We start from the raw sequence: 18,246 nt of genomic DNA, 5'->3' as shown, positions 1-18,246 counted from the left end.
GCCGCGTTTTTTTATGGCCTGCGAATCAGAAGTCGAGCGCTACGCCGACGTTGATCCCTTGCTGGGTGAAGTCGTCATCCTTGCGGATGTCGTAGCTGGCGCGCAATGCCAGATCCTTGGTGAGGTTGTGGCTCACGCCGAGGTTCAGGCGGTTGAGGTTGGTTTGAGGGGCATAGCCGGCCAGGGTATAGCGGTTGTTCGGCAGGCTATTGAGGTTCATCGTCACATGCTGGGTGTCGTCGTTGTACTCGCGCTCATGGGCCAGTTCGCCGAACACCTGGGTCTGCGAGGTGATCTGGTACTTGCCCTGGATCCCGAGGCCGAGACGCCGGGAAATGCGCGACTGGTCATCGAACGTCAGTGCCGTGGAGTCGGCGCCGTTTTCCGAATAGCCATCGACTTCAACCTTGGCAAAGTCGGCACTGACGAATGGCGACAGGTGCCATGGGCTGCTTGCTTCTGGCGCAATGTCGTAGCCCACGCGTCCGCTGAAGGCCAGGACATAGCCGTCGGTATCGCCTTTCTCGCCGCGTTCGTTGACCCCCAGTTGGAATTTGCGTTTGAGGCTGTCGTAATCCAGATGCCCGGCGGTCACGGCGGCGTCACCCCACCAGCGGTTCTGCTGGTACTGGGCGAATGCGGTGCCCAGATAAGTGTTCAGCTTGTAGTCCGAATCGTTGTCGCCGGCCTCGAGTTTCTGATTGTAGAAACCGGCCGCCACGCCCACGCGCCAGGCGTCGTTGAGGCGGTAGCTGCCGCCGATGTTCAGGTTGTAACCGTTGCCGTCGGCGCTGGCGCCGCTGCGTTGGCTGTCGAAGTCCTGATGCTGGCCGCCGCCGGCGACAATCGCCCGCCATTGGCCAACGGCCTGCCAGTTTTCCCAATCTGCCAGCCACTGGTTGCGCAGCTCATCCTGATGCGAGCGCAGGGTGCCTTGGGCCATTTGCGGCAACAGGGTCGCTTCCCATGGCGCGGCCAGCAGTGAGTAAGCGTAATCGGCGATCAGGCGCTGCCCGGCTTCTGTTGGGTGAACGGCGTCGTTGTAGATCAGCTTGGTCGGATCCGGGGTGGCGCTGTTGATCCCGTACCGCGCGTTCTCCGTGCAGCTGTTGCCGCTGAAGCAGGTGCCGACCAGATTCTGGTCAGTTGCCAGGCCGAACTGCGCCGGATTGGCGAATGCCTCTTTGAGCAGAACCGGGACGTTCAGCGGGATGACGTTGGCATTGACGCTCTGCAACTGGCTGACCAGTTCGGTGTTGAACTGGGCGCTGAGTTGCGAAGTGAACGCTTGCAGCGGCGAACCGTTGATGGCTGGCGTCAGGCCGATGTCCGGCAACAGCCAGACCATGATGTAACGGGCGCCGGCGCCTTGCAGTGTGCGTACGCTGTCGACCAGTCGATCGGCAGCGGCATTCGCCTGAGGAAGACTGGTGACGCGGCCCTGGAGGAAATCGTTGCCACCCCCGGTCAGGTAATACAGGGCATTCGGGTCGGCGCGGAAACCGTTCGACGGCAGATAACCGGCGCGGGTACGTTCACCAGTGGCGGACTGGCTGGTGATCGAGTCGAGAATCTGGTCGGTACGATAGCCGCCCACGGCCCAGTTGTTACCGTCCGGCTGGCCTTGGCCGGCACGTACCGCTGAGGACGAGGAGGCGGTTTGATCCGGTGTGAAGCCAAGTCGGCCACCGAGCAGTTGCGTCGAGTTCAGCGAGCGGAGTTCACCGCTGCCGTCCAGATAGACCGGGCCGGTGCGGTTGGTGTAGCGCTGCGTGGCGCCGGCCGGGCCGCCGCTGTCAGTGAAAGTCCCGGCATCGCTCAGGCTGTCACCGAAGACCACGAAATTCGAATAAGGATTGGGTGCGGCGTTCGCCTGGGCGCAGGCCATCGCGAGCAGGCATCCGGCGAGCGGTACAAACAACGTCTGTTTGATCATGAGCAAGTCCGTTTATTTATTGTTGTAGTGAACGAAACGACAGTACCAAAAACTTCCGGCGATTTGCCATCGGTCGTCAACCCTCCCATTGTTTTATCCCCCACGGCCCCGGCCATATTGCACGCTCCGCCCAGCTAAGTTACTGTGCCGAAACGTATGAACGAGACCTTCCCCGTGTTGATCACCAGCAAACTTCTGGATCAAGTCATCAAGGCACACGCCCGCTGGCGTTGGCGCGCCTGAATCTATTCTGCCGGCCCCGCCGGATCTGTATCGCTTTGCCTTCCTTGCCCGTTTGAAATGCCGCTGTGCCGACGCGACCTGCGCGTCTGAACGTGTGCAGCGCCCTGGCAAGTCATCCGAAGGCTGTCTTCAAGTCAGAATTCAAGAGGTTCGAAACGCCATGTTGCTGATGATCGACAACTACGACTCCTTTACTTACAACGTTGTGCAATACCTCGGCGAGCTGGGTGCCGAGGTCAAGGTGGTGCGCAACGACGAACTGACCATCGCCGAAATCGAAGCGCTCAACCCTGAGCGGATCGTGGTTTCCCCGGGCCCGTGCACACCGACCGAAGCCGGCATCTCCATCGAAGCCATCAAGCACTTCGCCGGCAAACTGCCGATCCTCGGCGTCTGCCTCGGTCACCAGTCCATCGGCCAGGCTTTTGGCGGCGATGTCGTCCGCGCCCGGCAGGTGATGCACGGTAAGACTAGCCCGGTATTCCACGAGGACAAGGGCGTGTTTGCCGGGCTGAACCGGCCGCTGACCGTCACCCGCTATCATTCCCTGATCGTTAAACACGAAACGTTGCCCGATTGCCTGGAGCTGACGGCGTGGACCCAGCTCGATGACGGTTCGGTCGACGAAATCATGGGCCTGCGTCACAAGACCCTGAACATCGAGGGCGTACAGTTCCACCCGGAATCGATCCTCACCGAACAGGGCCATGAACTGTTCGCCAACTTCCTCAAACAAACCGGCGGCACGCGCTAAGGACTTCCCATGAATATCAAGACAGCCCTGAGCCGTATCGTCGATCACCTTGACCTCAGCACCGATGAAATGCGCGACGTGATGCGCGAAATCATGACCGGCCAATGCACGGACGCGCAGATCGGCGCGTTCATGATGGCCATGCGCATGAAGAGCGAGAGCATCGACGAAATCGTCGGCGCCGTGTCGGTGATGCGCGAACTGGCGGACAAGGTCGAACTCAAGACCCTCGACGGCGTGGTCGATGTGGTCGGCACCGGCGGTGACGGGGCAAACATTTTCAACGTGTCGACCGCGTCTTCCTTTGTGGTCGCTGCGGCCGGTTGCACCGTGGCCAAGCACGGTAACCGTGCAGTGTCGGGCAAGAGCGGCAGTGCCGACCTGCTGGAAGCCGCCGGCATCTACCTCAACCTGACCCCGGTTCAGGTGGCGCGCTGCATCGATAACGTCGGCATCGGTTTTATGTTTGCCCAGACTCACCACAAAGCCATGAAGTACGCCGCCGGCCCGCGCCGCGATCTCGGTCTGCGCACCCTGTTCAACATGCTCGGCCCGCTTACGAATCCGGCCGGTGTGAAACATCAGGTGGTGGGCGTGTTCACCCCGGCGCTGTGCCGGCCGTTGGCTGAAGTCTTGCAGCGTCTGGGCAGCAAGCACGTGCTGGTGGTGCATTCGAAGGACGGTCTGGATGAATTCAGCCTGGCGGCGCCGACCTTTGTCGCCGAGCTGAAAGACGATCAGATCTCCGAGTATTGGGTCGAGCCGGAAGATCTGGGCATGAAGAGCCAGAGCCTGCATGGCCTGTCGGTCGAAGGCCCGGAAGCGTCGCTGGCGCTGATCCGCGATGCACTGGGCAAGCGCAAGACCGAGAACGGCCAGAAGGCTGCCGAAATGATCGTGCTCAATGCCGGTGCGGCGCTGTACGCCGCCGACCTGGCGAAAAGTCTGAAAGAGGGCGTGGCACTGGCCCACGACGCTCTGCACACCGGTCTTGCTCGGGAAAAACTCGAGGAGTTGGGTGCCTTTACCGCGGTATTCAAAGTGGAGAATGAGGGATGAGTGTACCGACGGTTCTGGAAAACATTCTGGCCCGCAAGGTTCAGGAAGTCGCCGAGCGTAGCGCTCGTGTGAGCCTGAGCGAGCTGGAAAGTCTGGCCAAGGCGGCCGATGCCCCCCGTGGTTTTGCCCAGGCATTGCTGGCGCAGGCCAAGAAGAAACAACCGGCAGTGATCGCCGAAATCAAGAAGGCGTCGCCGAGCAAAGGCGTGATCCGCGAGAACTTCGTTCCCGCCGAGATCGCCAAAAGCTACGAGAAGGGCGGGGCGACCTGCCTGTCGGTGCTGACCGATATCGACTACTTCCAGGGCGCCGATACCTACCTGCAACAGGCCCGCGCGGCGTGCTCACTGCCGGTGATCCGCAAGGATTTCATGATCGATCCGTACCAGATCGTCGAAGCCCGTGCCTTGGGCGCCGATTGCGTGTTGTTGATCGTCTCCGCGCTGGATGACGTGAAAATGGCCGAACTGGCGTCGGTGGCCAAAGATGTCGGCCTCGATGTGCTGGTAGAAGTGCACGACGGCGATGAGCTGGAACGCGCGTTGAAAACCCTCGACACGCCGCTGGTCGGAGTCAACAACCGCAATCTGCACACCTTTGACGTGAGTCTGGAAACCACCCTCGACTTGCTGCCGCGCATTCCGCGTGATCGCCTGGTCATCACTGAGAGCGGCATCCTCAATCGTGCCGATGTCGAGTTGATGGAGATCAGCGATGTCTATGCGTTTCTGGTCGGCGAAGCGTTCATGCGCGCCGAAAGCCCGGGCATTGAACTGCAGCGTCTGTTCTTCCCTGAACGCGGCGTTCCGGTGAGCGGTTCGACCCTCGACTGATTCATTCAGACCGAGTCGACTCATTCGCGGGCAAGCCCGCTCCCACAGGAGAAATGCATTCCTGATCTGGGAGCGGGCTTGCTCGCGAAGAGGCCATAAGATTCACCACAGACTGATCGTCTAACGGACTTCTTTATGACTCCAGTTTCCCTGACCATCGAAGCCGGCCTGCAAGCCGAACAGGATCTGCTGGCCTCGGTCTGCGCTGGCGATGCCGAATTTGGCTTGCTGTTCTGGCAGCCCAGCGATCGCGCTTTGGTCATGCCGCGCCGTTTGAATCGTCTCTCCGGATTCGATCACGCCTGCGAAGTCTCCGCTGCTGCCGGCTGGCCGGTGTTGCTGCGTGAAACCGGTGGCGAACCGGTTCCGCAATCGGCGTCGACCATCAATATTGCACTGGTCTATGCACCGCCTCGCAGCGAAGGCGATCTGAACCGCATCGAAACCGGTTACCGGCGTCTGTGTGATCCGATTTGTGAGTTGCTGGATGAGTTGGGCGGCACTTCGTCGTTGGGTGAAATCGACGGTGCGTTTTGCGACGGTCGCTTCAACGTCAATCTCGACGGTCGCAAGATGGTCGGCACCGCTCAGCGCTGGCGCCAGAGTCAGGGTGGTCAGCGTCCGGTGGGGTTGGTGCACGGGGCGATGCTGGTGGATGACGAACGTGAGTCGATGGTCGCGGCGGTCAACCGATTCAACGAGGCGTGTGGCCTGGAGCAGCGGGTGCGTGCCGCCAGCCACATCGCTCTGCACGAAAAATTCCCGGCGCCCCATGCACTGGCACGCCTTGATGAACTCTTTCGTTTGATGCTGGCGCAGATCTACGCCGGCTGAGATTGAGAACTCAGCGAGTGCCGAAGACCACCATGGTCTTGCCTTTCACATCGACCAGGTTGCGTTCTTCAAGATCCTTGAGCACGCGACCGACCATCTCTCGCGAACACCCGACGATCCGGCCGATTTCCTGACGGGTCACCTTGATCTGCATGCCGTCCGGGTGAGTCATGGCGTCCGGTTGCTTGCACAGCTCCAGCAGGCAGCGAGCGACACGGCCGGTAACGTCGAAGAACGCCAGGTCGCCGACCTTGCGTGTGGTGTTGCGCAGACGTTGTGCAATTTGTCCGCTGAGTACGTAGAGAATGTCCGGATCCTGTTGCGACAATTCGCGGAACTTGGCGTAGCTGATTTCCGCGACTTCGCATTCAACCTTGGCCCGCACCCAGGCGCTGCGCTGCTGTTCCTGGCCGGCCTCTTCGAAAAGACCCAGCTCGCCGAAGAAGTCCCCGGCATTCAGGTACGCGATGATCATTTCGCGGCCGTCGTCGTCCTCGATCAGGATCGTGACCGAACCGCGGATGATGAAATACAGAGTGTCGGAGCGATCTCCGGCGCAGATGATGTTGCTCTTGGCCGCGTGACGGCGGCGCTGGCAATGCATCAGCAGCTTGTCGAGGTTCTTGATTTTGGGTGTGGGGGTAATACCAACCATGGTTGTATCCCGAAAAGACTGCACGGTTATATTTGGTTTTTATATGAGGCGCTGAGGCGGTCGCTACACAGTCTGGCGAAGGCGCCAGTGAATTGGCGCCAGCTTACCAGACACTTCGTCGAAATTTCGAGAAATCACCTACGTTAAAGGTGCATTCGTCCTAGGAACCTGCTCGCTGTCCGGGCAGGGCCCTGTGCTAAGCTGGCGACCCTTTTTTCTACAGTGGAGTCTTGGCGATGAAGGCACGCATCCAATGGGCTGGCGAAGCCATGTTCCTCGGCGAATCCGGCAGCGGTCATGTCGTGGTCATGGACGGTCCGCCGGACGCCGGTGGTCGTAACCTGGGTGTCCGCCCGATGGAAATGCTCCTGCTGGGTGTCGGCGGTTGCAGCAATTTCGACGTGGTCAGCATTTTGAAGAAGTCCCGTCAGGCCGTTGAAAGCTGCGAAGCCTTTCTGGATGCCGAACGCGCGACCGAAGATCCGAAAGTGTTTACCAAGATCCACATGCACTTCGTGGTCAAGGGTCGGGGTTTGAAAGAAGCCCAGGTCAAACGCGCCATCGAACTGTCTGCGGAGAAGTATTGCTCGGCCTCGATCATGCTCGGCGCGGCTGGCGTAGCGATCACCCACGACTACGAAATCGTTGAACTCGGCTGAGCCGACATTCAACTATCATAAAAGCAGTGCAGACTCTGGCGATCCCCCGCTGACGTCTGCATAATGCGCCACTTTTTTCAGGGCCGTGATCAGTCAATCGACGGGTCATCCGCCTGAACAGATAACCAAAATCGCCATCGCGAAGAGGTGTTAACCGTCCTACGCAGGTGCGTTGTTCGCACTTGACGGGCATGCTTGATCACGCGGCCGTGCCGCATACATAGAGAGTTTTTAACGGTGAAAAGCAAACTCAAGCTCCACGGGTTCAATAACCTGACAAAGACCTTGAGCTTCAACATCTATGACATCTGCTACGCGGAAACCCCGCAAGACCAGCAGGCTTACGTCGAGTACATCAATCAAGAGTACAACGCCGAACGCCTGACGCAGATCCTCACGGAAGTTGTCGAAATCATTGGTGCCAACATTCTGAACATTGCGAGTCAGAACTATGAGCCTCAGGGTGCCAGCGTCACGATTCTGATCTCGGAAGAGCCGGTGACCCCCACCGAAAGCCAGATCGAAGAGTCCCCGGGCCCATTGCCCGAAATCATCCTGGCCCACCTCGACAAGAGCCACATCACGGTGCACACCTACCCGGAAATCCATCCGGATGCCGGTATCGCGACCTTCCGTGTGGACATCGATGTGTCGACCTGTGGTGTCATTTCACCGCTCAAAGCGCTCAACTTCCTCATTCACCAGTTCGATTCGGACATCGTGACCGTGGATTACCGTGTGCGCGGCTTCACCCGTGACGTTGAAGGCAACAAGCACTTCATCGACCACGAGATCAACTCGATCCAGAACTACCTTTCCGATGACACTCGCGACGCGTACCAGATGACCGACGTGAACGTGTACCAGGAAAACCTGTTCCACACCAAAATGCTGCTGAAGAACTTCGAACTGGACAACTACCTGTTCGGCGATGCCACCAGCAACCTGTCTTCCGAGCAACGCGCTCAGGTGACCGAGCGTGTGAAACACGAAATGCTGGAAATCTTCTACGCGCGCAATATGCCGAGCTAAGAAATCCGGGCACAAAAAAAGGCGACTGCTTTGCGGCAGTCGCCTTTTTTACGGGCGTTTTTCAGATCCGGTAAGTGCTCTTGGTCATCACTTTGGCCAGCAGGCTCATGCCGAACTTCACCGGCGCCGGGAAGCGGAAGCCGCCGGCCTCCAGTGCGCTTTCCGCGTGATGTTCTTCATCTATGCGCATCTGTTCCAGAATCGCCCGGGATTTTTCGTCCTCGGCCGGCAGTTGCTCCAGATGCTCGTTCAGATGCTTGCAGACTTGATGCTCGGTGGCGGCGACAAATCCGAGGCTGACCTTGTCGCTGATCAGCCCGGCGACTGCGCCGATCCCGAACGACATGCCGTAGAACAGCGGATTGAGCACGCTGGTGTGGCTGCCCAACTGGTGAATGCGCTGTTCGCACCAGACCAGATGATCGATCTCTTCTTCAGCCGCATGCTCCATGGCCTCGCGCACCTGCGGCAGCTTGGCGGTCAGCGCCTGGCCCTGATACAGCGCCTGGGCGCAGACTTCGCCGGTGTGGTTGATGCGCATCAGACCGGCGACGTGGCGGGTGTCTTCATCGCTCATCTGCACATCGGGCTGCACGATCGCTGGCGACGGACGGTACGGCTGGCCGCTGAAGGGCAGCAAGGTACGCATCGCGGCATCGGCTTGCAGCAGAAGACGATCAATGGGCGAGTAGTGACGTTGGGTAGTCATGCTGACCTCCGGGAAGAATCTCGGCGGCCAGTTTAACCGAATCGGCCGGGGAAGGTTTGCGCTGGGTCATGTGGGAGCGGGGCGCTCCCACCGATCTCTGGGTTCAATCAGCCCGGCGGCCAGTTCATCTGGCGTTGACCGAGAACGTGCATGTGAATGTGGTAGACCGTCTGCCCGCCCATTTCATTGCAGTTCATCACCACCCGGAAGCCTTCCTCGCAGCCCAGCTCCAGCGCCAGACGCTGGGCGGTGAACAGGATATGCCCGGCCAGTGCCTTGTCGTCTTCGGTCAGGTCATTGAGGGTGCGCACCGGTTTCTTCGGGATCACCAGAAAATGCACCGGTGCCTGTGGGGCGATATCGTGGAACGCCAGAACCTGGTCGTCCTCGTAAATGATCTTCGCCGGGATTTCCCGGTTGATGATTTTGGTGAACAGAGTATCCACAGCTGTTTTCTCCGTTGTTTGGGCTGGCCTGAGTGTACTCATAGGGTGATAAGGCCGCCCAGTGTTTTGCCGTAGGACTTTTCAGCGCGGGCAGTAAGCCTTGTTGACCATGCCGATAATCGTGCGATTGAGCCAGCGCGAACCGAGCCGTGGCAGAAAGGCGAACCAGCGGTTTCGGCGTCCGGGAATGATGATTGCGCGGTTTTTCTCCAGGGCGCGCACGGTATACAGCGCGACCTCCTCGGGGCTCATCAGCAATTTGCTGGCGTTGAGTTTGTCGTTGTTCAGTTGCGCGGTGCGAAAGAACGCGGTGCGGGTCGGACCGGGGCAGAGCACCGACACTTTGACCGCACACTTCTTCAATTCCACCCGCAGTGCTTCCGAGAAGTGCAGAACATACGCCTTGCTGGCGTAGTAGGTGCTCATCCAGGGCCCGGGGTTGAAGGCCGCCACCGACGCGACATTGAGAATCTGTCCGCCGCCCTGCAACGCCATGCTGTTGCCGATGGCATGGCAGAGGCGGGTGAGGGCGAGGATGTTCACTTCGATCAGGTCCTGTTCGGTCATCCAGTCCTGGGCCAGAAACGGGCCGCAAGTACCGATGCCGGCGCAATTGACCAGCAGATCGATCTGCCGATCGCCTTCTTCCAGCTCCAGCAGGAAACCGGACAGGCGCAGCGGCTCACCGAGGTCGCAGGCGCGGAACAGCACCTCCACGCCGAAGCGTTGGGTCAGTTCAATCGCAATGCTTTCCAGCTGATCACGCTGGCGGGCCACCAGAATCAGGCTGCGGCCACGGCGCGCCAGGGCTTCGGCCATCGCCAGGCCGATGCCACTGGAGGCGCCGGTGATCAGAGCGTAACGGGTCATGCAAATCTCCATCGCAACAGCGCCGCGCCGTCGACGCAGGTGTCACGGCGGGGAGCGTTGTTCATTCTTTCGCAGAGTCTACAGGGGCGAGGGCGGCTTCGGCTGCATCGTCTGCCGAATTCGCGGCCGGCTCGACTTCGACATCGATTTCATCGGTGGTCACCGAACCGCTCTCATAGCTGCTTTCAAGACTGCTTTCGTATTCCTGCTGGATGGCGGTAATCCCACCCAGCAAGCCGCCCATGAAAAACAGCCCGATAAACACGATCCACAAAGAGCACAGCACTTTGACTGCCGTACTGTTCGGCGGAGGTGGTGGGCCATAGCGGTTGGCGCCGGTATTGCCCGGCACGACCATGATCACCAGCGGGAAGAAGCTGCCCACGAACGGAACAAGGGTCAGCAGCCAGAGCCATCCCGACCAGCCGATATCGTGCAAGCGCTGAATGCTGAACAGGATGCCGACGATCGCGAAGGCCAGAAACAGGAAGAAGGCGAGAAGACCGCCGATGATCAGGCCGGTCGTCGAGTCGGCGCTCACCAGGCCCAGACCGATCAGCGCGAACACGCTGACGATTGGCAGGGCGACCAGGCTCAACACCATCGACCATGCAAGGTAACGCAAGCGGCCGATCCGGCCTTCGACGCTGAGCGGCTTGAGAGGCGCGAATGCCGGCAGGCTTTCACCGACGGCGGCGCGAGGGGGCGCATAAGGCGAGTCAGGCTCCGCGACGGCGGCGCTTTGCTCGTGGACATCCGACAGATTCAGCTCGATGGGCGTTTCCGCTTCGATCCGGGCATCGATCCCGGTCTTGCCCAGCGCTTGCAGATAAGTCTGCGCATCGCTGTGGGACAGATCACGCTTGAGTGCGACGGTGCGGCCATTGAACAGACGCTCGATGGCGGCAACATCGCTTTTGAACAGATCGGCCAGGTTGAGCTTGGCCGTGGTGACATCGACGCCGGGCTGGAGCGCGCCGTCGAAAACGATCTTGTAACGGGGTTCGCTCATGGCCGAGGCATCCTTGTCGCGAGATAAATTGAGTCTAAGGCCAGTCAGACAGCGACCGGCCAGGTTTCATTCAGCGCGGCCAGCGTTTCGGCAGTTGCGCTGCGTGCTCCAGGGCTTGGCGATATTCCGCATCAAGACGCGCCACCAGTTGATCCACGCTTGGCAGATCGTCGATCTGCCCGACGCCTTGACCTGCCGACCACACGGTTTTCCAGGCCTTGGCTTCGTCATTGATCGGCTTGAGTTTGTCGCCGAAGTTCACTTCACCCTTGCCCTGCAGGGCTGCCATGTCGAAACCGGCGGCCTCCAGGCTTTGACGCATGAAACTGGCCGGAACACCGGACACGGCAGGAGTATGAATGATGTCGGCGGCTTTGGCAGTCAGCAGCATCTGCTTGTAGGCGTCAGGCGCATGACTTTCAGTGGTGCCGATAAATCGCGTGCCGAAGTAGGCCAGATCCGCGCCGAGCAGTTGTGCGGCGAGAATCTCATGCCCATGGTTCAAACATCCTGCAAGCAACAGGGTCTTTTCGAAGAACTCGCGGATCTCGGAGATCAGCGAGAACGGGCTCCAGGTCCCGGCGTGCCCACCGGCACCGGCCGCGACGGCGATCAAGCCATCGACACCGGCCTCGGCGGCTTTCTCGGCATGGCGGCGGGTCGTCACGTCGTGGAAGACCAGACCGCCGTAGCTGTGCACGGCGTCTACCAGTTCCTTCACGGCACCAAGACTGGTGATGACGATGGGGACTTTGTGTTCGACGCAGATGTTCAGGTCCGCCTCCAGACGTGGATTGCTCTTGTGAACAATCAGATTCACGGCATAAGGCGCCGGGTTCTCCAGTGTCGCCAGTCCCGCTTCGATCTGCTCCAGCCAGGCCTTGAATCCGCTGCTTTCGCGTTGATTCAGCGCCGGAAAGCTGCCGACCACGCCGTTACGGCAGCACGCCAGCACCAGTTCAGGATTGGAGATCAGAAACATCGGTGCTGCCACTACGGGCAGACGCAGACGTTGTTCGAGCAGAGCGGGCAGCGACATCGGAAGTACCCCGGAAAGTTGTATTTGTTGAAGTTAGAACGGCTTGACCACGACCAGAATTACGATAGCCAGCAATAGCAGAACCGGCACTTCATTGAACCAGCGATAAAAGACATGGCTGCGGGTGTTCTCGCCACGGGCAAAACGTTTTACCTGCGCGCCGCACATGTGGTGGTAACCGATCAGCAGCACGACCAGGGTCAGTTTGGCGTGGATCCAGCCACCGCTGCTGAAGATGCTCGGGTTCAGGTAGATCAGCCAGCCGCCGAAGATCAGCGCGGCGATCATCGCCGGGCCCATGATGCCGCGATACAGCTTGCGCTCCATGATGCTGAAGCGTTCCTTGCTGATCGTGTCTTCACTTTGCGCGTGATAAACGAACAGTCGCGGAAGATAGAACAGCCCGGCAAACCAGCACACGATGCTGACGATATGTAGCGCTTTGATCCACAGATAGAGCATTTTTGGTTATTCCCTGATTCACGGTAGGCCGGATAGTAGAGGCTTGAGCGTCCGCACGTCACCTTGGCGGTTGTCGCAGGGGCGCGCGGCCCCTATTATCGACGGCTTTCCAGTGGGTTCGTTGAGGGCAGGTTTATGGTCAAGGTCGGTATCGTCGGCGGCACGGGTTACACCGGTGTCGAACTGCTGCGTCTGTTGGCACAGCATCCGCAGGCAGAAGTGGTGGTGATCACTTCCCGATCCGAGGCCGGTCTGGCCGTGGCTGAGATGTACCCGAACCTGCGCGGTCACTACGACGGTCTGGCATTCAGCGTGCCGGACATCAAGACCCTGGGCGCTTGCGACGTGGTGTTCTTCGCCACTCCCCACGGCGTTGCCCACGCACTGGCTGGCGAACTGCTGGCGGCCGGCACCAAGGTCATCGACCTGTCGGCTGATTTCCGTCTGCAGGACGCCGATGAATGGGCCAAGTGGTATGGCCAGCCGCACGGCGCGCCGGAGCTGCTGGACGAGGCGGTTTACGGCTTGCCGGAAGTCAATCGTGAGCAAATCAAGAAAGCACGCCTGATCGCGGTGCCGGGTTGCTATCCGACCGCGACGCAGCTGGGTTTCCTGCCGTTGCTTGAGGCGGGCATTGCCGATGCTTCGCACCTGATCGCCGACTGCAAATCCGGTGTCAGCGGTGCCGGTCGTGGCGCTGCCGTAGGCTCGCTGTACTCCGAGACGTCGGAAAGCATGAAGGCCTATGCGGTGAAAGGTCACCGTCATCTGCCGGAAATTCGCCAGGGGCTGCGTCGTGCGGCGGGCAAGGATGTCGGTCTGACTTTTGTGCCGCACCTGACGCCGATGATCCGTGGCATTCACTCCACGCTCTACGCGACTGTGGTGGACCGCTCGGTGGATCTGCAGGCGCTGTTCGAGAAACGTTATGCCAATGAGCCGTTCGTCGACATGATGCCGGCTGGCAGCCATCCGGAAACCCGCAGCGTGCGTGGCGCCAACGTCTGCCGAATCGCGGTTCACCGTCCACAGGATGGTGATCTGGTGGTGGTGCTTTCGGTGATCGACAATCTGGTCAAGGGCGCGTCGGGTCAGGCCGTGCAGAACATGAACATCCTGTTCGGGCTGGATGAGCGTCTGGGCCTGTCCCACGCTGGCATGCTGCCGTAACGACCGATCTTGCTTGGTAAAAAGGCCCGTCTGACGGGCCTTTTTGCATTCTGGTCGGTTGATCAGCTTTATTGATATACCGTAACAATAGTTGACCGATTTTCTAGGACAAGCGGATAATGCGCGTCATCACGCATTATGGCGGCGTAACGCCGGGAGATTGTCAGCATGAGCGTCGAATCCTTCACCCCCACGGCTTTGCAATTCACTCAAGGTGCCGCGCACAAGGTGAAGAGCCTGGTCGATGAAGAGGGGAATGATCGCTTGAAGCTGCGCGTATTCGTTACGGGCGGCGGTTGTTCAGGGTTTCAGTACGGCTTCACCTTCGATGAGGATGTGGCCGAGGACGACACCATCGTCGAGCGCGAAGGCGTCAGTCTGGTGGTTGATCCGATGAGCTTCCAGTACCTGGCAGGTGCCGAGGTGGATTATCAGGAAGGTCTGGAAGGTTCGCGTTTCGTGATCAAGAACCCGAATGCCACCACCACTTGTGGTTGCGGCTCCTCGTTCTCGATCTGATCGCGTTTCACCGAACACAATAAAACGCCGCAGAGCCTCACGGTTCTGCGGCGTTTTGTTATCTGCAATTTGTCAGTTGGGGTAGATGGCGCCGAGTACACGCAGGCCTTTGGCGCCGGTGACGCTCGGGCGATTGGCGGCGATGCCTTCCAGACAGCAGTGAGCCAGCCAGGCGAAGGCCATGGCCTCGACCCAGTCCGGATCAACGCCATGAGTCGACGTGCTGGCGACCTTGGCGTTCGGCAGCAACCCGGCCAGACGATTCATCAGTGTGGCGTTGTGAGCGCCACCGCCGCAGACCAGCAGTTCCCGAGTGTCGGACTGAGCGCTTTGCAGTGAGTCGACAATAGTCAGTGCGGTGAGCTCCAGCAGCGTCGCTTGCACGTTCTCCGCCGGGAACACTGGCAGGCGCGAAAGGTGTTGCTCCAGCCAGGGCAGGTTGAAGACTTCGCGACCAGTGCTCTTCGGGCCTTGCGTCACGAAAAACGGATCGCTGAGCAGGGCTTTCAGCAGGGTGGGCTCAACCTTGCCGCTGGCTGCCCATTGCCCGTTGCGGTCGTAGTTCTCGCCCTGGCGCTGATGAATCCAGGCATCCATCAGCACATTCCCCGGCCCACAGTCGAAACCGGCTACAGGCTTGTTCGGCTCGATCAGACTGAGATTGCTGAAGCCGCCGACATTCAGGACCGCGCGGTTGCCGGTAAGCTCTTCGAACAACGCTTCATGAAAGGCCGGAACCAGCGGGGCCCCCTGGCCACCGGCGGCTACATCGCGGCTACGGAAGTCGCTGACGACGGTGATGCCGGTCAGTTCAGTGAGCAGGGCGGGGTTACCGATCTGTACGGTGAAACCGCGCGCCGGTTCATGGCGAATGGTCTGGCCGTGGCTGCCGATCGCGCGAATGGCTTCAGGCTTGAGCTGTTGCTGTTCGAGGAGGGTATGGATCCCTTGCGCGGCGAGCTTCACCCAATTCTGCTGGGCAATCGCCGAGCGGGCGATTTCGTCAGGGCCGCTGGCGCACAAGCCAAGCAGTTCGGCGCGCAGGGTGTCAGGCATGGGGATGTAGTGCGTGGCGACCAGATTGATCGCCGAGGATTGCTCGATCAGGGCGATGTCCAGCCCGTCGAGACTGGTGCCGGACATCACGCCGATATACAGAGCCATGGGTTAACGTTTGCTCGAAGCCAGCATGGTGGCTTTTTCCTGATCCATACGAGCCATCAGTGGCTGGCTCTGCGCCAGGAAGCGAGCGCGTTCGGATTTGGCGATCGGGTCGGCCATCGGCAGCTTCTGGCCCAATGGATCGACGTGGACACCGTTGACCTGGAACTCATAGTGCAGGTGCGGTCCGGTGGACAGGCCGGTGGTGCCGATGTAACCGATCACCTGGCCCTGTTTAACTGTGCCGCCGGTCTTCACGCCCTTGGCGAAGCCCTGCATGTGTCCATACAGCGTACGGTAAGTGTTGCCGTGCTGGATGATCACGGTGTTGCCGTAACCGCCGCGACGGCCGGCCAGCAGCACTTTGCCGTCGCCGGCAGCCTTGATCGGCGTACCGCGCGGGGCGGCGTAGTCGACGCCTTTGTGGGCACGGATCTTGTTGAGGATCGGGTGTTTGCGGCCCATGGAAAATTTAGAGCTGATGCGGGCGAAGTCCACCGGTGTACGGATGAACGCCTTGCGCATGCTGTTGCCATCTGCGGTGTAGTAGCTGCTGTTGCCCTGCTTGTTGGTGTAACGCACGGCAGTGTAAGTCTTGCCGCGGTTGGTGAAGCGGGCGGACAGGATCGGACCGTTGCCAACGGCTTTGCCGTTGACCACTTTCTGTTCATAGATCACATCGAACTCGTCACCCTGGCGGATATCCTGGGCGAAGTCGACGTCGTAGCCAAAGACACTGGCCATGTCCATGGTCAGGCTGTGGGACAGGCCTGCGCGGGCGGCGGACTGCGACAGCGAGCTGTTGATCACACCGTGTACATAAGCGGTGCGAACAGTCGGTTTGGCGGTAACGCGGTTGAACACATAACCCTTGTCATTCTTGGTCAGGGTGATGGTTTCAACGTTGCTGATCTTGCTGTGCAGGTTGGTCAGCTGACCTTGTGGATTCAATTCGAATTCGAGTTTCTGGCCGTGTTTGAGCTGACTGAACTGCTTGGCTTGTTTATCACTGGCCAGCACTTCATGGACGGCCGCGGCCGGGAGGCCGACTTTCTCGAACAGTGTAGAAAGCGTATCGCCCTTGGAGACGATCACTTCCCTGTGATTTGGGGCCTTTTTTTCTTCAGCTACCGGTGTCGGCGCTGGTGCAGACTGAGCGGTTTCCTGCGTCTCTTCGGCGCTGTTTTCGATCTGCGCGAAAGGGGAGGCTACGGACTCATTTGTGGCTTGAGCTGCGTCGGCAGCGTCTTGATCTTGTGTCAGTTGTTCAGCAGGACTTTCCAGTTCAAGGCTCAGCGTTGTCTTTTTGGCTTCAACATCACTGGATGGAAACACCAGGAGCGCCAGGCTGAGAAGGGCGGCGATACCACTTGCGGCGAGCAGGTGGGTCTTCGGGTAAAGCGGTGGCGCTTTAGACGGTTCAGTGGTCATAAGTAATTTGACTTTGAAAAAGATGAATTGGAAAAGATGAATGACATGATGAAGATGAAATAACTGTATAAAATATAACCAAATCATCTCTGAAGCAAGTCTGCGGACGCCCTGTCCGTGGATTGGTGTCCGTGTGCCGGGCAAAACTTGTATTTGGTGCGCGATCTTGTATGGTTGGTTCCCTTTGAATCTGAGCCTTGCGGGTCTGTTATGAAGTCGGTTGAAGAGCAGCTAGCGCTGATTAAACGTGGTGCGGAAGAACTGTTGGTCGAGTCCGAGCTGATCGAAAAGCTCAAGCGTGGCCAGCCGCTGCGAATCAAGGCCGGCTTCGATCCAACTGCGCCGGACCTGCACCTTGGTCACACTGTGCTTATTAATAAGCTGCGCCAGTTCCAGGAGTTGGGGCATCAGGTGATCTTCCTTATTGGTGATTTCACCGGAATGATCGGTGATCCGAGCGGCAAGAGCGCCACTCGCCCTCCATTGACTCGTGAGCAGGTTCTGGAAAACGCCGAGACCTACAAGACTCAGGTGTTCAAGATTCTTGATCCGGCGAAAACCGAAGTCGCGTTCAACTCTACCTGGATGGATCAGATGGGGCCTGCGGACTTTATTCGTCTGACTTCGCAGTACACCGTTGCTCGTATGCTCGAGCGTGATGACTTCGACAAGCGCTACACCACCAATCAGCCGATTGCCATTCACGAATTCCTCTATCCGCTGGTGCAGGGTTATGACTCGGTTGCTTTGCGCGCTGACGTTGAGCTGGGTGGTACCGATCAGAAGTTCAACCTGCTGATGGGGCGTGAGCTGCAGCGGGGTTATGGCCAGGAAGCGCAGTGCATCCTGACGATGCCGTTGCTTGAAGGTCTGGATGGCGTGAAGAAGATGTCCAAGTCGCTGGGCAACTACGTTGGTATCCAGGAAGCGCCGGGCGTCATGTACAGTAAGCTGGTCTCGATTCCTGATGCGTTGATGTGGCGCTACTTCGAGTTGCTCAGCTTCCGTTCGATGGATGAGATCAATGCTTTCCGTGCTGATGTTGAAACGGGTGCCAACCCGCGTGATATCAAGATCAAGCTGGCCGAAGAGATTGTTGCGCGCTTCCATGGTGAAGAGGCTGCGGCCAATGCTCACCGTGGTGCGGGTAACCGTATGAAGGATGGTGAGTTGCCGGATGATCTCCCAGAGGTCGAACTGACTGCTGCCGAGGATATGCCGATTGCTGCTGTCCTTAATAAGGCAGGACTGGTGAAGAACTCTGCGGCTGCTCGTGATCTGTTGGCTTCCGGTGGTGTGCGTGTAGATGGTGAGGTGGTTGATCGTTCCTTTATATATGTACTGGGCGCAACCCACGTTTGCCAGGCGGGCAAGAAGGCTTTTGCACGGATTACGCTTAAATCTGAGTAAAGTTGAAATAAG

Annotated in this window: 19 protein-coding genes; 9 read left to right on the top strand and 10 right to left on the bottom strand. The window is 59.2% G+C overall.

Annotated elements, in window-relative coordinates; translation table 11 throughout:
* Nucleotides 1-25: 25 nt before the first annotated feature.
* Nucleotides 26-1,936, bottom strand: coding sequence for an esterase EstP (gene estP / locus L6D74_RS00095; RefSeq protein WP_236187425.1), 1,911 nt, complete (start codon nt 1,934-1,936; stop codon nt 26-28).
* Between the two features lie 403 nt (nt 1,937-2,339).
* On the opposite strand from estP, the gene L6D74_RS00090 reads away from it, so the two are divergent.
* The 4 genes from L6D74_RS00090 (at nt 2,340) to L6D74_RS00075 (ending at nt 5,659) form a co-directional block, all read left to right on the top strand.
* Nucleotides 2,340-2,933 carry an aminodeoxychorismate/anthranilate synthase component II gene (locus L6D74_RS00090; protein ID WP_064380372.1) on the top strand — a complete coding sequence of 198 codons (594 nt, stop codon included), beginning with the start codon at nt 2,340-2,342 and terminating at the stop codon, nt 2,931-2,933.
* Nucleotides 2,934-2,942: 9 nt separating this feature from the next.
* Nucleotides 2,943-3,992 (top strand): anthranilate phosphoribosyltransferase, encoded by a 1,050-nt coding sequence (gene trpD, locus L6D74_RS00085; RefSeq protein WP_236187424.1) that lies wholly within the window; start codon nt 2,943-2,945, stop codon nt 3,990-3,992.
* Complete coding sequence (gene trpC / locus L6D74_RS00080) at nt 3,989-4,825, top strand: indole-3-glycerol phosphate synthase TrpC (protein WP_221398202.1); 837 nt, start codon at nt 3,989-3,991, stop codon at nt 4,823-4,825. Before trpD ends, trpC begins: the two co-directional genes overlap by 4 nt.
* A 135-nt stretch (nt 4,826-4,960) precedes the next feature.
* Nucleotides 4,961-5,659 carry a lipoate--protein ligase family protein gene (locus tag L6D74_RS00075; protein ID WP_236187423.1) on the top strand — a complete coding sequence of 233 codons (699 nt, stop codon included), beginning with the start codon at nt 4,961-4,963 and terminating at the stop codon, nt 5,657-5,659.
* Between the two features lie 10 nt (nt 5,660-5,669).
* On the opposite strand, the gene crp is transcribed toward L6D74_RS00075, so the two are convergent.
* Nucleotides 5,670-6,314, bottom strand: a complete 645-nt coding sequence (crp, locus tag L6D74_RS00070) for a cAMP-activated global transcriptional regulator CRP (protein WP_011336190.1) — start codon at nt 6,312-6,314, stop codon at nt 5,670-5,672.
* 236 nt (nt 6,315-6,550) lie between these two features.
* Between crp and L6D74_RS00065 the strand changes: the two genes are divergently transcribed.
* Complete coding sequence (locus L6D74_RS00065; protein ID WP_016772921.1) at nt 6,551-6,973, top strand: OsmC family protein; 423 nt, start codon at nt 6,551-6,553, stop codon at nt 6,971-6,973.
* A 237-nt stretch (nt 6,974-7,210) separates the two neighbouring features.
* Nucleotides 7,211-8,005 carry an adenosylmethionine decarboxylase gene (gene speD, locus L6D74_RS00060; RefSeq protein WP_085609101.1) on the top strand — a complete coding sequence of 265 codons (795 nt, stop codon included), beginning with the start codon at nt 7,211-7,213 and terminating at the stop codon, nt 8,003-8,005.
* 61 nt (nt 8,006-8,066) lie between these two features.
* Here the strand turns inward: speD and coq7 are convergent, their stop codons facing one another.
* The 6 genes from coq7 to hemJ form a co-directional block, all read right to left on the bottom strand.
* The gene (gene coq7 / locus L6D74_RS00055) at nt 8,067-8,714 is read right to left on the bottom strand and encodes a 2-polyprenyl-3-methyl-6-methoxy-1,4-benzoquinone monooxygenase (protein ID WP_007956317.1); all 648 of its coding nucleotides are present in this window, start codon (nt 8,712-8,714) and stop codon (nt 8,067-8,069) included.
* 107 nt (nt 8,715-8,821) lie between these two features.
* On the bottom strand, nt 8,822-9,160 hold the full coding sequence (locus L6D74_RS00050) for a histidine triad nucleotide-binding protein (RefSeq protein WP_007956318.1): 339 nt from the start codon (nt 9,158-9,160) through the stop codon (nt 8,822-8,824).
* Between the two features lie 81 nt (nt 9,161-9,241).
* Nucleotides 9,242-10,030: an SDR family NAD(P)-dependent oxidoreductase gene (locus L6D74_RS00045; RefSeq protein ID WP_064599806.1), complete on the bottom strand. Its 789-nt coding sequence runs from the start codon at nt 10,028-10,030 to the stop codon at nt 9,242-9,244.
* Nucleotides 10,031-10,091: 61 nt separating this feature from the next.
* Nucleotides 10,092-11,042 (bottom strand): DUF805 domain-containing protein, encoded by a 951-nt coding sequence (locus L6D74_RS00040; RefSeq protein WP_236187422.1) that lies wholly within the window; start codon nt 11,040-11,042, stop codon nt 10,092-10,094.
* Nucleotides 11,043-11,112: 70 nt separating this feature from the next.
* Nucleotides 11,113-12,081 carry an NAD(P)H-dependent flavin oxidoreductase gene (locus L6D74_RS00035; protein WP_236187421.1) on the bottom strand — a complete coding sequence of 323 codons (969 nt, stop codon included), beginning with the start codon at nt 12,079-12,081 and terminating at the stop codon, nt 11,113-11,115.
* Nucleotides 12,082-12,114: 33 nt separating this feature from the next.
* Complete coding sequence (gene hemJ / locus L6D74_RS00030) at nt 12,115-12,543, bottom strand: protoporphyrinogen oxidase HemJ (protein ID WP_011336184.1); 429 nt, start codon at nt 12,541-12,543, stop codon at nt 12,115-12,117.
* A gap of 135 nt (nt 12,544-12,678) precedes the next feature.
* On the opposite strand from hemJ, the gene argC reads away from it, so the two are divergent.
* Together argC and erpA are read left to right on the top strand one after the other, a co-directional pair.
* Nucleotides 12,679-13,713 (top strand): N-acetyl-gamma-glutamyl-phosphate reductase, encoded by a 1,035-nt coding sequence (argC, locus tag L6D74_RS00025; RefSeq protein ID WP_236187420.1) that lies wholly within the window; start codon nt 12,679-12,681, stop codon nt 13,711-13,713.
* Nucleotides 13,714-13,881: 168 nt separating this feature from the next.
* Nucleotides 13,882-14,232: an iron-sulfur cluster insertion protein ErpA gene (gene erpA / locus L6D74_RS00020; RefSeq protein ID WP_003228776.1), complete on the top strand. Its 351-nt coding sequence runs from the start codon at nt 13,882-13,884 to the stop codon at nt 14,230-14,232.
* 72 nt (nt 14,233-14,304) lie between these two features.
* On the opposite strand, the gene L6D74_RS00015 is transcribed toward erpA, so the two are convergent.
* Together L6D74_RS00015 and L6D74_RS00010 are read right to left on the bottom strand one after the other, a co-directional pair.
* On the bottom strand, nt 14,305-15,396 hold the full coding sequence (locus tag L6D74_RS00015; RefSeq protein WP_236187419.1) for an anhydro-N-acetylmuramic acid kinase: 1,092 nt from the start codon (nt 15,394-15,396) through the stop codon (nt 14,305-14,307).
* Between the two features lie 3 nt (nt 15,397-15,399).
* Complete coding sequence (locus L6D74_RS00010) at nt 15,400-16,824, bottom strand: peptidoglycan DD-metalloendopeptidase family protein (RefSeq protein ID WP_236187418.1); 1,425 nt, start codon at nt 16,822-16,824, stop codon at nt 15,400-15,402.
* A 210-nt stretch (nt 16,825-17,034) separates the two neighbouring features.
* Here L6D74_RS00010 and tyrS point away from each other — a divergent pair, with 210 nt between their 5' ends.
* Nucleotides 17,035-18,234 carry a tyrosine--tRNA ligase gene (gene tyrS, locus L6D74_RS00005; protein WP_064599794.1) on the top strand — a complete coding sequence of 400 codons (1,200 nt, stop codon included), beginning with the start codon at nt 17,035-17,037 and terminating at the stop codon, nt 18,232-18,234.
* Nucleotides 18,235-18,246: the final 12 nt, after the last annotated feature.

Origin of the sequence: Pseudomonas pharyngis, from assembly GCF_021602345.1 — a bacterium.
In the GTDB taxonomy this organism is placed as follows: Bacteria; Pseudomonadota; Gammaproteobacteria; order Pseudomonadales; family Pseudomonadaceae; genus Aquipseudomonas; species Aquipseudomonas pharyngis.
Note: the sequence above shows the minus strand (reverse complement) of the source record. Positions and strands in the feature narration are given on the sequence as shown.

Bases quoted from the DNA above. Each gene is read 5' to 3' on its own strand.
- estP (WP_236187425.1), bottom strand. From the start codon at position 1,936: ATGATCAAACAGACGTTGTTTGTACCGCTCGCCGGATGCCTGCTCGCG.
- L6D74_RS00090 (WP_064380372.1), top strand. From the start codon at position 2,340: ATGTTGCTGATGATCGACAACTACGACTCCTTTACTTACAACGTTGTG.
- trpD (WP_236187424.1), top strand. From the start codon at position 2,943: ATGAATATCAAGACAGCCCTGAGCCGTATCGTCGATCACCTTGACCTC.
- trpC (WP_221398202.1), top strand. From the start codon at position 3,989: ATGAGTGTACCGACGGTTCTGGAAAACATTCTGGCCCGCAAGGTTCAG.
- L6D74_RS00075 (WP_236187423.1), top strand. From the start codon at position 4,961: ATGACTCCAGTTTCCCTGACCATCGAAGCCGGCCTGCAAGCCGAACAG.
- crp (WP_011336190.1), bottom strand. From the start codon at position 6,314: ATGGTTGGTATTACCCCCACACCCAAAATCAAGAACCTCGACAAGCTG.
- L6D74_RS00065 (WP_016772921.1), top strand. From the start codon at position 6,551: ATGAAGGCACGCATCCAATGGGCTGGCGAAGCCATGTTCCTCGGCGAA.
- coq7 (WP_007956317.1), bottom strand. From the start codon at position 8,714: ATGACTACCCAACGTCACTACTCGCCCATTGATCGTCTTCTGCTGCAA.
- L6D74_RS00045 (WP_064599806.1), bottom strand. From the start codon at position 10,030: ATGACCCGTTACGCTCTGATCACCGGCGCCTCCAGTGGCATCGGCCTG.
- L6D74_RS00040 (WP_236187422.1), bottom strand. From the start codon at position 11,042: ATGAGCGAACCCCGTTACAAGATCGTTTTCGACGGCGCGCTCCAGCCC.
- L6D74_RS00035 (WP_236187421.1), bottom strand. From the start codon at position 12,081: ATGTCGCTGCCCGCTCTGCTCGAACAACGTCTGCGTCTGCCCGTAGTG.
- hemJ (WP_011336184.1), bottom strand. From the start codon at position 12,543: ATGCTCTATCTGTGGATCAAAGCGCTACATATCGTCAGCATCGTGTGC.
- argC (WP_236187420.1), top strand. From the start codon at position 12,679: ATGGTCAAGGTCGGTATCGTCGGCGGCACGGGTTACACCGGTGTCGAA.
- erpA (WP_003228776.1), top strand. From the start codon at position 13,882: ATGAGCGTCGAATCCTTCACCCCCACGGCTTTGCAATTCACTCAAGGT.
- L6D74_RS00015 (WP_236187419.1), bottom strand. From the start codon at position 15,396: ATGGCTCTGTATATCGGCGTGATGTCCGGCACCAGTCTCGACGGGCTG.
- L6D74_RS00010 (WP_236187418.1), bottom strand. From the start codon at position 16,824: ATGACCACTGAACCGTCTAAAGCGCCACCGCTTTACCCGAAGACCCAC.
- tyrS (WP_064599794.1), top strand. From the start codon at position 17,035: ATGAAGTCGGTTGAAGAGCAGCTAGCGCTGATTAAACGTGGTGCGGAA.